This window comes from Daejeonella sp. (assembly GCF_030684675.1).
In the GTDB taxonomy this organism is placed as follows: domain Bacteria; phylum Bacteroidota; class Bacteroidia; order Sphingobacteriales; family Sphingobacteriaceae; genus Daejeonella.
This window is the reverse complement of sequence record NZ_JAUXXZ010000050.1, coordinates 70924-85745: the sequence shown is the minus strand read 5'-3', so window position 1 is coordinate 85745 and position 14822 is coordinate 70924. Positions and strand designations below refer to the sequence as shown.

Annotated in this window: 11 protein-coding genes; 4 read left to right on the top strand and 7 right to left on the bottom strand. The window is 42.4% G+C overall.

The window, feature by feature from the left end; genetic code table 11:
* Positions 1 to 10: 10 nt before the first annotated feature.
* The 3 genes from Q8M41_RS10625 to Q8M41_RS10615 all read right to left on the bottom strand — a co-directional run bounded on the left by Q8M41_RS10625 (position 11) and on the right by Q8M41_RS10615 (position 5971).
* Complete coding sequence (locus Q8M41_RS10625; protein ID WP_305365249.1) at positions 11 to 1321, bottom strand: hypothetical protein; 1311 nt, start codon at positions 1319 to 1321, stop codon at positions 11 to 13.
* A gap of 254 nt (positions 1322 to 1575) precedes the next feature.
* On the bottom strand, positions 1576 to 2721 hold the full coding sequence (locus Q8M41_RS10620) for a BamA/TamA family outer membrane protein (RefSeq protein ID WP_305365248.1): 1146 nt from the start codon (positions 2719 to 2721) through the stop codon (positions 1576 to 1578).
* A 448-nt stretch (positions 2722 to 3169) separates the two neighbouring features.
* Entirely contained in the window at positions 3170 to 5971 is a 2802-nt protein-coding gene (locus tag Q8M41_RS10615; RefSeq protein ID WP_305365247.1) for a thiopeptide-type bacteriocin biosynthesis protein, read from the bottom strand.
* 211 nt (positions 5972 to 6182) lie between these two features.
* Between Q8M41_RS10615 and Q8M41_RS10610 the strand changes: the two genes are divergently transcribed.
* The 3 genes from Q8M41_RS10610 to Q8M41_RS10600 are packed head-to-tail and all read left to right on the top strand — an operon-like array spanning position 6183 to position 7289.
* Positions 6183 to 6404, top strand: a complete 222-nt coding sequence (locus Q8M41_RS10610; RefSeq protein WP_305365246.1) for a helix-turn-helix domain-containing protein — start codon at positions 6183 to 6185, stop codon at positions 6402 to 6404.
* A gap of 56 nt (positions 6405 to 6460) precedes the next feature.
* A complete protein-coding gene (locus Q8M41_RS10605) occupies positions 6461 to 6895 on the top strand; it encodes a MauE/DoxX family redox-associated membrane protein (RefSeq protein WP_305365245.1) in 435 nt (144 codons plus the stop codon).
* A gap of 31 nt (positions 6896 to 6926) precedes the next feature.
* Positions 6927 to 7289, top strand: a complete 363-nt coding sequence (locus tag Q8M41_RS10600; protein ID WP_305365244.1) for a hypothetical protein — start codon at positions 6927 to 6929, stop codon at positions 7287 to 7289.
* 68 nt (positions 7290 to 7357) lie between these two features.
* On the opposite strand, the gene Q8M41_RS10595 is transcribed toward Q8M41_RS10600, so the two are convergent.
* The 4 genes from Q8M41_RS10595 to Q8M41_RS10580 form a co-directional block, all read right to left on the bottom strand.
* On the bottom strand, positions 7358 to 8734 hold the full coding sequence (locus Q8M41_RS10595) for a RagB/SusD family nutrient uptake outer membrane protein (protein WP_305365243.1): 1377 nt from the start codon (positions 8732 to 8734) through the stop codon (positions 7358 to 7360).
* Positions 8735 to 8812: 78 nt separating this feature from the next.
* A complete protein-coding gene (locus Q8M41_RS10590; protein WP_305365242.1) occupies positions 8813 to 11998 on the bottom strand; it encodes a SusC/RagA family TonB-linked outer membrane protein in 3186 nt (1061 codons plus the stop codon).
* A gap of 98 nt (positions 11999 to 12096) precedes the next feature.
* Positions 12097 to 13401: a TlpA disulfide reductase family protein gene (locus tag Q8M41_RS10585; protein ID WP_305365241.1), complete on the bottom strand. Its 1305-nt coding sequence runs from the start codon at positions 13399 to 13401 to the stop codon at positions 12097 to 12099.
* A 411-nt stretch (positions 13402 to 13812) separates the two neighbouring features.
* Complete coding sequence (locus tag Q8M41_RS10580; protein WP_305365240.1) at positions 13813 to 14142, bottom strand: hypothetical protein; 330 nt, start codon at positions 14140 to 14142, stop codon at positions 13813 to 13815.
* A gap of 112 nt (positions 14143 to 14254) precedes the next feature.
* Here Q8M41_RS10580 and Q8M41_RS10575 point away from each other — a divergent pair, with 112 nt between their 5' ends.
* A complete protein-coding gene (locus Q8M41_RS10575) occupies positions 14255 to 14740 on the top strand; it encodes a helix-turn-helix domain-containing protein (RefSeq protein ID WP_305365239.1) in 486 nt (161 codons plus the stop codon).
* Positions 14741 to 14822: the final 82 nt, after the last annotated feature.

Sequence of the window (14822 nt, the reverse complement as noted above, 5' to 3'; positions counted from 1 at the left end):
ATCTTATAAATTATTTGATTAACAGGTCTCCTGGCAATACTGGATTACTAAGCAGCTGTCCGAAAACCTCCCATTGTTTCTTTGGATCGTTTCCATCACCGGCCTTTGCTTCAACATATTGTTTTACCAGATCCATCCCGTAATTATAATTGATGATATAGCTACGGTATTTTTTGATAAAGGAGATTGATTTTAAAGCTGTTTCTTCATTGTAAAGACAATATTTGATCATCCAGTCCAGAGCTTGTTTTTCATCCATAGTGCGATTAACTAAACCTCTGCCGGCTTCATTCCGTGCATAATTAAGCTGTGATCTGATTGCCAGAACTTTGAAATACAGGCTTAAGTTTGTGGTATCGAGGGCGGCTAGAGGCAGTAATGTTTCTTTGGCAAACCGGATCTTACTATCACCGGGGAAAGCCAGTTCGACTCCATAATTCGCACTTCCTTCGGCAATGAATGATTGCGGACTGAATAAGGGATATAATGAAATCTCAACCCAGCCCTTGTCGCGGTAAAGGTTTTTTTCAAGAAGCATATTATACACATGATGCCCAGGATAACTTTCATGGCTCCCTACATCAATGGCTCGTTCCAAAAATATCTGAGTATCGGTATTAATCTGTATGATACTCATATACTGGCCTTTATACCAGTTGTAGCCACTCCAGGGTTTATTATTTACGTATTCAATACTGAATGATTCTTCTGCAGGAAGCTCATAATGTTCTTTTGTTTTTTTTCTGGCCTCCGCAATTGTGGCTCTGAAAACGGTATCCAGCTTATCTTTGGGGATGATGAATTGATTTGCCAGTTTCTGAAATCGGGATTGAACATCTCCATTTCCGGGAAGTATTTTATCAAGGGAATCTAAAAGAGCAGCATAATGGCTTTCAGGATATACAGGAGCAGAGATCCCAAAAAGATCTTTTGATTCTTCATCAAAACTCTTGAACTCACCTGAAAATATCCGGATCCGACGATCAAAAGCTGTGAGTTGCTGAGACATCCAGCCGGCTCTTATTTTGCCGGTATCACTAAGTTCTGAAGTGATCTCATTGAGTTTGTTTTTTAGTCCGGCGACAGAGTTTAACAGGCTGTCTTTTGGAAATATTGCGAGTGTATCGGTTTTAGGCTTTAAAGAATCAGGACCGTAATAGGCATCTACAAAATCAGGATCATACTGACCGATGTTTAATCCGAGTTGTACATATTGCTCTGCCAGGCTGTTTAATTCATTATCCCTGGTATTGTTTTTTTCTGAACAGGAGATCATAAAAATCAGAGGAATGAATAAGGCGAGGCTTGTTATTTTGCGCATGATCTTTGATTAAGTTAAACTAGACATAATATTTAAAAACCACATAGAAACATAGCCATTTCTTAGCTGCTAAGCATCTTCATAGAAACAGGTAGCCTTTAAGCGAAGTTTCAACCTATGTTTACTTTAAAGCATAATATAAGTCAACCTATGTGGTTAGACATTGACTTCAAATGTTTATAGACACGACACGTACGACCGCCTTAGGGGTCAAAGAACAATAATATTATTCCGGCAATTATGATGAATAATGATTAAAATGCCTCACCCAAACTAAGATAGAGCCCGCTTTGCCGCTTTTCTCCCGGATTCTGTTCGCCGATCGCATAGTCCATTCTTACGCTCAGGCCACGCTCTATGTCGTAGAAATATCTGAATCCACCGCCGATACTCGGCTTGAGTTGAATCAATTTGAAGTTGCCTCCTGAATAGACATTACCGGCAGCGGCAAATCCTACCAATCCAAATCTTGGATTAAGTCTGCGCCTGAGTTCACCTTGCAGGGCTAATAAATTCTGATCACGGAATCGTCCGGCATAGTATGCACGCATCATTTCATCGCTGCCAAGTTGCGGGAGTAAATAGAAAGGGGTAGTACTGCCACTAATGGCTTGAAAATGAGCATTTAAGCCAAGGGTTGTTTTCTTACTCAGACTATGAAAGTTACGCAGGTCAAGTTTAAGCAGGCTCCCGCTGAAATGATCGCCACCAAAGAAATCCGGGGCATAAGAATAATTGAATTTCAGGAATGATCCCTTGGTGGTATAGGTATTCGTATTTCGGTTATCAAAGATTTGAGTAATTCCTAAAAAGAAAACCCGGCCTCCATCTTTGTCCCTGATACCCGGATCATTGCTGTAAATGCCACCCGTAACTTTATCTTCAAAGCGGTAGGCTTCATAAGCCATGCTCATTCCGGTATAAACACTTTTACCCAGCTTTTTTTCCAGCCCTGCATTGAGTTTGAAGAGCTTTTGGGTAATTGGGTCTTCATTCAGTTCCAATGTGGAATTACCAATCCCGTAAAAATTGAAAGGGAAATTTCTATAACGGATTTCAGAGGTTACATGAAATTTGTTTCCTGGTGTCCAGATATCTGATTTCAGGGCGAAGTTACTTTGCTTTTTTGTCGTAAAGGTTATCAAGCCCGTGATTCGGGAGGTGCGCATTAAGGTATCCTTCCGGTCGGTATAAAATGAATAAAGGCTGGCAGCTCCTATTTCTATTCCCGTTTCCTGAGCATAGCCAAGTGCCGGCAGAGGCAGGAAACTACTTCCGCGGGTTGTATCGGCTTCATTGGAGAGAAGTTTCTTAATCAGTTTCATCTGGCTGAAGCCATTTCCCGAAATCAGTATTAAAAGGCTGAGTGCAAAAAGTTTTTTTAGCAGTTCTTTATTCATAGAGGGCGCTAAGTTAATTATAGTTTGAATAGGATTGGATCTTATTCGAAATCCCATTTTGGAAGCACTCTGATCAGAGCCTTAAAATGCCCTAATATCTCCGGGCAGACAGTTTGAAAAAATGTTCGTATTTGCTTGACAGGAAACGCATACTAAACCCAGAGGAAACGCGGACTAAACGCGGACAAACCCCACATTTGTATGCGCTTTCTCTGCGTTTAATTTGTGTGGCGGATGCCGCGACCTCATACTCGAAAACAGGTAAGAAGTAAATACTCGTAACGGCCAAACTTCACGGATATACCAACCTATGTCATTTTCTGCTTCAGAATTTCTTAGTTTTTATTATTTGCAATGACAAAGTTCCTTAATTAAGGACAGTGAACTTCGGGATCGAAGAACAAAAACTTTACCAGCTACTAGTATTTAATTCACTAAAGAATCTCACTTATATGTCAAACCCCCGGTATTTAAGTATCGATCGGGAAATTTTGGCAAGAAAATAATACGTTTTAACTTCATGAAATGGCTGGTCATGTAAATAATGCCGGTTAAGGTGCATGTGATTGAGGTCAGTTATTACCTGCAATTGTTCATTTATGCTTAGCGTTTGTGTTACCATATCTATTTTGTTCACATATTGCTTCTCAATCTCTCCCACTTCACTATTATCAGTCAGGAAAGACCTTAAGTCTCTTTGATGTTCCCTGAATTCTAAATCGAATTCAATTGTTCGGTTTTTAGTTAAATGCCTGGTCAAGTTCATTGAAAGCTCTACCACCATCGATAAATCATACTTTAAACCATTAAAAATTATCCATAAGTGCCTTATGGCCTGAAACAGCTTTTCCCTACTCGAACCATCCATAAAAGGCAGGTTAAGCGTAGATAAAACTATTTCACTGCTTAAACCAAACAGGTCCTCTGCCAGTTCAATACCTATGGAACTGTATCTTTCCTGTTCTCTGATGTAGGTTGACAATTCAAGTTTTTTCAGGTTGGGTAAATGCCTGAGGCTATTTTCCAATTTTTTATAAGATTTTAAAAGCTTTGCCTCCCTTCCCGGCATTTGTTTCAGGCGAAGCCTTAAATGGGATTCTTCATCCAGATAACTGATGAAAAACCAGGTGGAGATATTCCCATTACTTGTATTTTTGGAAATAAAAGGCTGGATGTAATTCAGCAAAAGATCCTTATATCCGAAGGGATGCATATAGAGCTTAAAATAGAGCCATTCGTCGAAAGGAAAGAGTTTGTCCTTTTCGTTAATCAGGGGCTTTATTGGCCAGGAATAAGAGGAATAGGACTTTTCCCTGTTTGTCAGAAAGGCAATACATTCGTGTGTATAGGAATTTCCCTGGTTGTCTTTAACCAAAGATTCCTGTCCGTTATCATACTCCCTAAAAACAATTATTCCCGTTTCCGGAATTGTTTTTAGTAGTAAGTTCACATCCTTCGCGCATGATATCTTTATATGAAGTAAATGATCATGAACCTCATAGCAAATTTCCTCTGGCAGGCCAATTTGAATTGCAATGGAACTGAATTCAGTATATTGGCTAGACGGATCTAATTTCTTTAATGCCCAAAGTTGTTTTGCATTCAGATGCCATGAGGCAGATTCAAGTATTATACCCTTATATGTAAGCCTCGGATATGCCGGTAATCCGGGAAACAGATTAACCATACTGAAATTCAGGTTCGGGTAAATGCCTTCATATTGTAAATCACACAAAAACCTAAAGATGGGTAAATGGCTGTTCGGATAATTGTATGCACAGCTAAAACGGGGGATGATACGCATTTTGAGCCTTGAAGACCATAACTGCAGGCAATTATCTACTAATGAAATATATAGATCGTTCAGTCCGATCACAAAGTCATCGGCTACTTTCGGATCTTCAAAAAGAGGAATCTGGTAGTCATATAACATAGCCCGCGTATTAACACTCGCCAATTGGCTGCTGTCAAGATGAGAGATCTCTGCAAACAAAACATCCGGATTAACGGCCATCTCCATTTCAGCCAACTTTCTACCAAGTTTTTGAATATCCGGATCAAGAGCAGTAAAGCGCCCGATCATATTCAAACTGCTTACACCACCGGCAGCCTTAATATGCAAGTGGTCAACAGAAAGTGAGAATATAACTGAATAACCGGGAGGATAATTTCTTTGCGGATTATTCAATTCCCTAAGATCCTTTTCCAGAATTTCAATTTCAGGAATTTCATTGCCGGATTGTGCAGTCCATTTACCCAGTAATAGTTTATGTATAGGCGACCAGGAAATACGTTCTGGTATTTTCATTCCTGTTTCTTGAATATGATTATTATCCAGGCTCTCATAATCGATACCGAGCTCCGGATCAAGCGCTTGAAGTAGGGACACTTCTTTCCTTTCGAAGAGTTTTTCAAACTGTATTTTAAAATTCGTTAAAGTCTGAAGCTCATATTGAGTACTCAACTCTTCAAGGCAATATAGTGCCTCATCAAGCTGTTCCTTTAGGCCTTCCGGCAAGGAACCGTCAAGCGAAACGCGGCTATAAGAGTCATAGGAGGATCCCGGATATTCCTTATGTTTCGGAGTTAGAGGATTTGGAAATTCTCTGCTTATGTGTTGATAAGGTAATATAATTTGCAATTCAAGCAATTCTTTTATGTACGAATCCAGTTCATCTTTGTCAATACCACTGTTATTAAGCAACTCTAAAAGAGAGGCTTGACTGATTATCTGTTTACCGGACGCAAGGTTTGTTATAGGATCGGAACTAAAGATTTCTGAAATAGTGAAAGTGCTTTGATCACTCTTTTTACCCTTTCTTAGAATTCTGAAATCAGTCCCATATGGGTATAAAAATGGATTTACGCGATAGTACTTTTTTGTTGAAGATCTGTCGGTTTGCTGATGAAGCTCCTTCTTCAATACCAGTGTTTGAAATGATTCATTGGTGATTATAATCCCGGGATCTTTACTTTCTTGCCATGGAAGAACAGTCAGCCCTGCAAATGCTCCGAAAGGTGTTGGCCTGTAGCAAATACGTTTATGATATTTCATCAGGGAGTTCTTCATTTTTTCAGTACAGTGGCCTGGCTGAAAACCATTACGGTTTAATTCATCTGTTATCGAGTCACTGGCCAGATAAAGCGCATCCCTGAAGACCGGATCAAGAAGTACCTTATCCAGTGATTGACTTGCATTATTCACTGGATATCGTGGTATCCGGAGGATCAATTGGTTATGGAGCTTCATCTGCTTCCTAAAATAGCGAGCCCCATTTCCCGGGATGTATGGATTCCTTGTTATTACAGCGAGTTCATCAAGCAGAATCCCATGTTGGTGTAAATAAACCTGACACCTTAAAATAAATTAGGAAATTATCAAAAAAAGAGGTCGGAAAAGCCCGGCAGATCGTGCTCCAGACTTATATAACTGGCTCCAAAAATGAAACAGAATAAATGGCATGAATTCCTATCGTTCCCATCAGCAAAACTTGCTCAGAATACTGGAAATGCTTGAAAAGGGCAGATTTATTTCCAGAAGACAGGCTGCACGGCTATTCGATTGCACGGAAGGAACCATTACCATTTGGTTAAACGAACTTAGGGAAGATGGGCATAAAATCCACTATTCGCGTTCATTGCAGAAATACGTACTGAATAAGAAAAATGACTTGAAAGGGTAAAGGCTGATTTTTTAATGCTTTAGTGTTTTTTCTTTACAGTATTAAATTTCAATAAGATGAACAGGTCTCAGTTTGTTTCAACTATTTCAGGTCTCCTTATTTTTCTTTGGGTATATGCAGCGGTCATTAAGCTGATTGATTTTGATAGAAGTCGTGGGGAAATGCTTAGTCAGCCACTGGCTCCATGGCTTGAAAAGATCCTGGTTTGGCTTGTTCCTATGGCTGAACTGTTTACAGCTATCCTGCTACTTTATTCCCGGACAAAGCTATACGGGTTGTTTCTATCCTCCCTGCTCCTGATTTCATTCAGCATTTACATTTCATTGGTAATCAATTCTGTTTTTAATCGCATTCCCTGTAGCTGCGGTGGCGTATTGAAAAACATGAGCTGGGAGACACATCTTGTATTCAATCTATGCTTCCTTGCTTTGGCGCTCTATGCAACGTTTCATTCTCTTAAGGAAAGGAGGAATATGGGAAAGGACTTCTGAATATTGACCATTGATTTCATTTATATGATCAATGGTAAAAAGCGATCAAAATGGAGAAGCCGAAAACCTGAATAACAGAGTAGGCAATTATATTTCCTGCACAGGCGGGATTAAAAAACAATTAAACATGAAAAAAGTAAATTTTGGCCTAATAGCCGCAGCAGTTGGTCTAATATTCGCACTGGGTTCACAGGAAGTAGCCAGCAGGAATTTAGATCAGGAGTACGCCCGCTTAAGCGATGGTTCCTGGATCCTTGTAACTCCTGCAACTGAAGCAGAGTATGCCTGTGAACCTTCAAGCGAAGTTTGTAAGGCAACCTTTCCTCAGGACCCAAATCAGAGTACCATCGGAATGGTGATTACTTCTGACAACGGCGTGTATTTACCGCAATAAGTTCCCAATCTTACCTTAGAAAAAAGAAACTCCGTTGTCTGGCGGAGTTTCTTTTTTGTTTTCAAGGATTACCTCGGATTCTGGGCAATGCCGGTAGCTGCAACTTCCTGATCAGGGATCAGTAATACATACCGCTTGTCCTGGGCTGGCAGGGTATAAGTCTGATTATTTATTTTCCGTTGTAGTGTCACTGCAAAGCGGGAGTCAGTATTCAATCTTCTCAGGTCGCTCCATCTCAATCCCCTGATCAACAGCTCCTTTCTTCGTTCAGTCAGCACCAGATTTAACGCATTATCTGCGGATGAAGCCGTCATGGGGACATAGGTGCCGCTCTTCCATCGTTTGGAAAGAAGCGTATTGAGATCAACCAATGCAGCCTGTGTGTTACCTTTTCTTGCAAGGCATTCTGCACGGATCAGATACAGCTCATCTGTTGCCATTCCTGAGAACAATTCAGTTCTGCCGGTATAACTACCCCTGAAAGAAAATTTATTAGCTCCTCTGTTTAAGAAGAATGCATTTTTACGCAGATCATTTGCCGTATAGCTCTTGTACAGCAGGCTATCCACATAGGTTAGAGAGGATGAAAAGAAAGAAAGCGGAGACATAATTGAATAGTAAATCACCTCAGCATTTCCGTTTGGCAGGAGTACCGGAAATGCCCTGGTAGCACTTAAGTTCAGGGTATTATAATCGATCAGGGTATTACGCACTGCAAGGCATTGTTCAGCATATTTAAAGGCCTCTTCATAGTTACGCATACTGAGTGTAATCCTGGCCAGCAGTGCAAAGGCGGCTGCCTGAGATGGCCTGGTTTTATAAGCCACTTGCTGGGGAAGTAATTCGGCTGCTTCCTTTATATCTTTCAATATTTGCTGATAGGTATCAGCAAGTGTACCCCTCCCGGGCCGAAGATTAACATCCGCACTTAAACGTACGGGAATACCGGGGTCGCTGTTTGCGGTAGCCACATCATAAGGAGCAGCGAAAATCTGTGACAGATTGTATAAGGCATAGCCACGGTAGAACAAGGCGCTGCCACGAATGTTCCTGATCTCGGTTTCCGTAGCCCTTCCTTTTACTTCCTGCAGCCCATCAAGTACGATGTTGGTATTAAATATCTGCCGGTAAGCAGTATTCCAGTCAGACACGTTTCCTGTTGCATCCGGGTTGGTGGACCAGGTATAGGCCGACCGTTCCAGCTCGGTATTCCAAGCCAGATATCCTGCATCAGCCGCATAGAAATTATCAGAACTGATCTCCCCTATCCAGGGACTCAGGTTCATTACATTTCTGTTATCATCCAGCAGGGCCTGAAAATCTGCGAGGGTTGAGGGTACCAGCAGGGATTTATCATTAATCTTTTCAAAGTATTCTTTATCACAGGAAATCAGGATAAAGCTTAGGAACAGCAGCAGAAGTTTTGATAGATTTAGATTGTTCATGGTTTTATGTTTTGGGCCTCACCCCCGGCCCCTATCCAAGGGAGAGGGGGGATGGATGGAGGTACATTTAAAATTTATTTATTTAAAATCTACTATTAGGCCTGCGGCTATGGTTCGTGGTGGCGGGCCGGATTGATAATCCGGGTCTAATCCGGACTTATTGGCTTGCCACATCAAGCCCAGATTATTGGCATAGATATACAGCCTTGCATTGGAAAAGGGTAGTTTCGGAAATTTTGACCTGGTAAGCTCATAGCTTAAATTGATATCCTGCAAGCGGATATGATCGCCTTTTTCAACCAATGCCTCAGAATACAGGTAGAGCTGATCGCGATTGCTGTTCACAGCTGCCGGGATTGAAGGTATGGAAGTAAATTGTTCATCTCCGGATTTCTGCCATCGAAAAGCATAATCACCATGACTGTAGATCCCCCGGAGCAAAGAAGTATAATTGACCGATGGCCTCCTGAAATAATAGCCCAGCCGGTAACTGATATTAGCGGATAAGCTAAAGCCTTTCCATTCCAGGGTATTTCTTAAGGCACCTGAATAAACAGGCCGTGATGCTCCATGAAATACCAGTTCCTGCGCGACAGTTTTTGAAATGATCTGTGCATAATCTGTGCTTAAAACTCCACCTATATATCCCTGTGGATTGCCGGAAGTGGATAATCCACCCCAGCGATAACTGTACAGGCCGTAAATGGGGTTTCCAGGAAAGGGAAGTCCGTCTGAACCCTGAGCATAACTTATAGCAGAAGAAGTGAAGCGATAATCGGTCACCACATCACGGGCTAACCCGAATACAGCATGGCTGTACCATTTGAATTTACCGTCAATATTCTTGCTGTTCAAAGCAATATCTATACCGCTCCCACGGATGCTGGCCGTATTGCCCCGGAAACGGGTAATGCCTGAAGAAGGCGGAAAGGGTGTTTCGCCGATCAGGTCAAAGCCTTTCTTCCTGAAAAAATCAATACTACCGCTAAGAACATTTCCTGCCGAAGAAAAATCAATACCGGCATTGACCATATTGATACGTTCCCAGCGCAATTCCGGATTAGGAGGATTACTGACGGATGCATAAGGAATCGAGGTAAGAAAAGCTGCGGAGACGTATCGGGCGGTTGTATAAGCCGACAAAGAACGGTTCACATTCCCGTTATAACCATAGCTGAGTCTGAGCTTAAGATAGGGCAAATATGAAAACTTGTAAAAGCTTTCATCACTGATGTTATAAGCTAAGCCGGCGGACCATAATGGTACTCCTTTTTGATTAGTGCGTACCCCAAAAAGGTTCGATTTATCAAAACGTCCGCTGGCTGTAAGAGTGTACCTGTTCTTAAAGGTATAGGCCCCGTTCATATACCATGACAGGTAGCGGTCTGTCAGTTCGCTCATTTGTCCGGCGGCTGGTATGGTGGAAGTCTGGGTCGGATTGAATAACGTGGTAAAGGGTGTAATATGATCAACAGGCAGCGAACTGGCATGAAGATCGTCATAGCCGTACAGACGGGATGAATTGCTGATCATACTTCTGTCCTGAACTTCAGCACCGGCTAAGGCGCTGATACGGTGCTGCTCTTTCCATATCCGGTTATAGTTCAGCTGAGCCCTGAGATTATGGCTTTGCGCATTCATGGTATTCAAATCCAGAATACCTCCGACAGGAACAGGTCGAATCAGGGCTCCCGGACTGCCTGCCGATGTCAGGGAATTGATCAGGTTCCGGGTATAATAAGTGTCGATACTCTGAAGGTTCCGGCTGTTATCAGTGGTTCTTCCATATTGGTAGAGGAGTGAAGCATCGAAGCCGGCGGGAAGTTTGTACTGAAGGTTTGCGTTAATGCGATAATCTACACCGCTGTTCTTGTTATCCCCCAGTTCGATCTCCCTTATCGGATTGTAGGTCCAGTCCAGCAGTTCAGGAACCTGCACTGCTGCACTTTGAAGATAGCCTGCTCTATAATCCCTGATCACAGACAATGGATTTCCCTGATCATCGGCCAGCCTGGCATAGGGGTACATGGGACTACCGATATCCATCATCATACTACCCGGTCCGGAATTGTTCAAAGACTGTTTACTTTGGATATAGTAAATTCCGGTCGTCAGCTGAAGCTTCTGTTTTAAAAAACGGTAGGTATTGGAGCCATTGAGCGAAAGTCTGTCGTAACTGTTTGCCACCAGACTTTGCAGGTTTCGGTCATAACCGGCTGATACAAAAAAGGTCTGGTTTTCCGTTCCACCACTCAGGTTTAATGAATGTTGCTGGTTGAGGGAATTACGGTATATGTAGCGATCAATATCCCTGCGGACATCTATATTCTTCAAAGCCTCTATCCTGGAATCAGCCTCAGCAGCTGGGATCAGTCCATCGCGTTTGGCGATGAGCAGATCTACCACGGGTGTTAATGGTGCTTTATTCAGAGAAGATTCTGCTGATAGGTAATATCCTTTGTTAAAAAGCATCTGCTCAATCCCAATAAAATCGGCCGATGAGATTCTTGGCTGATAGAACAGATCGGGTTTATTGCCCGCCGTTATATTGGAATTGAAGGACAGTTTTGTTGGCTGCTGAAACCTGCCTTTGCTGGTAGTGATCACAATAACGCCATTTCCTGCACGGGCGCCCCAGATCGAGGCGGCTGCAGCATCTTTAAGAATAGTGATGCTTTCTACATCATTCGGGTTAATATTTGCCAGATCCCCTTCATAAGGAAAATTATCGATCACAATGAGAGGTTCAGCATTCGAATAAAGCGTACTCTGCCCCCTGATACTGATCTGACTGGCTCCTTTCCTGTTCAGCGTCAATCCCGGCACCATATCTTCCAGCCTGCTTAAAACATCTGTACTTACCCTGCGGTTGAGCTGCTGCTTATCCACCTGAACAAAAGAACCTGAAGCACGTTCTCGGGCCAGAGTCTGGTAGCCGGTTGATACCAGTACTTCAGCCAGGCTCCCCGATTCTCTATCCAGCCTGATGATCAGTTCTTCTGTTAAGGGCAGTATGAGTTTCCTTTCAGCGGTTCTATATCCGATATAGGAAATAATCAAACTCAGTTCAGAGCTGTTGACTGCTATGCTGAACTTACCTTCATCGCCGGCGAGAACCGCTGTTGCATGATCTTTAATTTTTACGGTTGCTCCTATTAATGGCTCTCCATCGGCAGTGAGCACCCTGCCATTGATCCGGATCTGAGCCGCACAGCTTAGTGCGGTAATCAGCATGAGAATACTATAAACTATAATTTTTTTCATGTTCATGTGTTTTTTCCCGCAGGTGCGGGATGTTTTTTATTAGGTATAAGGCTGACAGGGTTTTTGAACCCTGTCAGCCTTGTGTCCCCAGACAATGTTCAAAACCCTATCTGCCTTTGATCCCTGATTACCAGTTTCTCTACAGGAATTATTTTCTCCACCAGTTGCAGGTCATATCTGGCCAGTTCCCTGTTCATTTCAACAATGGAATTGAGAGGTGCATTGATCTGCAGGTCTACCCATTCGGTATAGCCGGTTTGATCCACCACAGGGGTAGGTATTCCCTGCATATAGCGCACGTTCAGTTGATCGATCAGGCGCTGAAGAGGAAAATTCTGAAGAGTACAGCCGAAAGCATTGAATTCTGTATATGACCTGCCACCCTTACTTTTTAATTTATCAGTAAGGGATGTTCTGACCAAAGCCAGGCAGGGGCTATCCTGTTCCTTCATATTGGCCGAATACTGTGGGAAAAGCCTTCGCATATCTGCCTGCATGATCTCAAATACCTGCTTCTCCATAGAAAGCGGAACGGTCAGCTCATAGCAATATCCCCGATCTTTCAGCCAGTCGAGGTATTCAGCTCCTGTCTTTCTGGATTTGATCAGGGTACTGTCTGCTACCGATACAACAATACGGTTGGTGGGCAGGAAGCCCTGATCGCTGTAAGCGAGCCTGTACAAGTTGATCAGCGGCTGGTTAAGGGTAGTCATGCGAAAAGTACTGCCAGTATCCGCCTTATAACTGTTTGTCCCCGAGCGAAGGCCTTCCACATAGCCGCTAAAAACAGTACGGTACTGGATATTAAGCCCATCTCCTCCATTATTATTCACAAAAAGAGGCTCTTTGGTATTATAGGGTATTCGGATATCTTTTTTCTCCCTCAGCATTACTTCATTTTGAGAAAGCAAAGCGCGGATATTTTCGGCATTCAGCGCTTCGGTTCCGGTAATGGCTTTTAATGTTCCATCCGGGCCTATCCATACATAATGCGGAAGTGTAGTATGGGGGAACAATCGGCTGAGTTCCTTATTTTCAAGGGCCGTAAAAATTCGAATTCCTTTACTTTGCTCTATTTTTTGAATAGTCTGGCGCACTTCCTTTTCAGTCTGGTAGGTGACAGGGAAAAATTGAATTTTTCCATCAAAAGCCTGCTGCAGACTGTCTGTTAAAGGCATAGCATTGAGGCATGCCCCGCACCAGGTAGCCCAGAAATCCAAAATCAGTAACTTCCCCTTAAAATCGGAGAGTTTTACACTACTGCTTTTGTAATTTATAATATTGTTAATGCTGATATCCGGAACCTGATCCCCGATCTTCAGGGCGGTGGTTTGTGCCCGTGCGGCGCTGCTTAAAAAAAAGCAAAGCGCGGCCAGGACGATGAATTGTATCGTTTTTTTCATCAGTATATAGTTTGTTTTTTAATGGTTATGAAGCTTGCATGAGCTTATTCATTCCGGTTTGTGAGCGGTAAGCTCATGCAGGTTTCATTTAATTGGTTTTATTAGTTTATAAATAGATTGTCCCGTCCCAGCCTTAGTCGGGATCGTTGGGATCACCGGGATGACAGCAGCCACCGGGTCATTTAGCTCAGTAGTTATATCTTAGTCGGCTTGCAACCTGTCATCCTGAACGCAGTGAAGGAAATCGCCATCAGTAGCAAAATTTAGCTTATTCTCACTAAGTTCCCTCCCGCGAAGGGCGGATCGGGATTAGCGTCAGTAGTAATATCTTAGCTGCTTTGCTGCCTGTCGTTCAGGCGTACGCCCCTGTCATTGCGGCGAAAGCCCCTGTCATTGCGGCGAAAGCCGCAATCACTCCGGATGCCTCTTAAACGAAGCATACATGTCCTTAGCAGAAACCTCATCCTTGTAAATACCCGCATTCTCTTCATCCGTTTCAGTTCTGTTCAAATGCTCCTGCAATTCATACAAAGCAGGCAGTAAATCTTCCAGAGCCAAAAGGTAATCAAACAGGCACGCCCTGTCTGAATAATTCATATCTGTATAGCTACCACAGATAACGGTGCTGAGTGCACGGTTGAGTTGTACATTACTGGAACAAAAGGAATAGGCAGTACAGAAGTAATGAAGACTGCGAATGGCAGTTTCATTAGTATTTTCTCTTTTAGGTTTAGAGTCCATATTTCTGCTAAAATTTTTGGTATAATAAAAGTATGTATATGGAAAGACATACACAAATTTATTACAAAATAGTTTGTAAAATATTATTATATCTGATTCCTCAATTTGTTATGTGGGAAAATACGTGGACGATAATTCTGCAAAGCAGATTGGAGAAAAGATCAGGAAATACCGTAAAGAGAAGGGCTATAGCCTTGATGATGTATCTTTAATGACCGGACTGAGTATCAATACGCTTTCTTCAATAGAGAACGGAGGGAATACTTATGTCAGTCATTGTATTGCGATCTGCCAGGCTCTGGAATTAAAACCATCCGAACTGTTTGATATTGAGATTGAACTTAAACCCCGCTATGAATTACCTCCTGCGAGGCGAAACAGGGCCTTAACAACTTTAAGAATCAATAAGCTATATGAAACAGGATTTTTCAGTACCCCACGATTTGTAGAATCAGTTGTTGAAGAGCTTGCAGTTAGTTACGGTGTTCAGGTTGATTCTTCAGAAATTTCAACTGCACTCAAGAAACTCAATGATGATGGAAAACTTACATTTTCCAAATCGGGGAGAAGGAATTTGTACGTGGTGAGGGAGGATTAGAGGAGATTTGAAAATTTGAAAATGAGCAAATTTGAAAATGGGTAGGGAGCTTCAGTTTGTAATTTTAGTCCCAGTTGAATTC

What these genes read in the sequence shown, in the direction of transcription:
- Q8M41_RS10620 (WP_305365248.1), bottom strand. Translation starts at nt 2,721, where the DNA reads ATGAATAAAGAACTGCTAAAAAAACTTTTTGCACTCAGCCTTTTAATA.
- Q8M41_RS10595 (WP_305365243.1), bottom strand. Translation starts at nt 8,734, where the DNA reads ATGAACAATCTAAATCTATCAAAACTTCTGCTGCTGTTCCTAAGCTTT.
- Q8M41_RS10580 (WP_305365240.1), bottom strand. Translation starts at nt 14,142, where the DNA reads ATGGACTCTAAACCTAAAAGAGAAAATACTAATGAAACTGCCATTCGC.
- Q8M41_RS10615 (WP_305365247.1), bottom strand. Translation starts at nt 5,971, where the DNA reads ATGAAGCTCCATAACCAATTGATCCTCCGGATACCACGATATCCAGTG.
- Q8M41_RS10600 (WP_305365244.1), top strand. Translation starts at nt 6,927, where the DNA reads ATGGTAAAAAGCGATCAAAATGGAGAAGCCGAAAACCTGAATAACAGA.
- Q8M41_RS10605 (WP_305365245.1), top strand. Translation starts at nt 6,461, where the DNA reads ATGAACAGGTCTCAGTTTGTTTCAACTATTTCAGGTCTCCTTATTTTT.
- Q8M41_RS10585 (WP_305365241.1), bottom strand. Translation starts at nt 13,401, where the DNA reads ATGAAAAAAACGATACAATTCATCGTCCTGGCCGCGCTTTGCTTTTTT.
- Q8M41_RS10610 (WP_305365246.1), top strand. Translation starts at nt 6,183, where the DNA reads ATGAATTCCTATCGTTCCCATCAGCAAAACTTGCTCAGAATACTGGAA.
- Q8M41_RS10625 (WP_305365249.1), bottom strand. Translation starts at nt 1,321, where the DNA reads ATGCGCAAAATAACAAGCCTCGCCTTATTCATTCCTCTGATTTTTATG.
- Q8M41_RS10590 (WP_305365242.1), bottom strand. Translation starts at nt 11,998, where the DNA reads ATGAAAAAAATTATAGTTTATAGTATTCTCATGCTGATTACCGCACTA.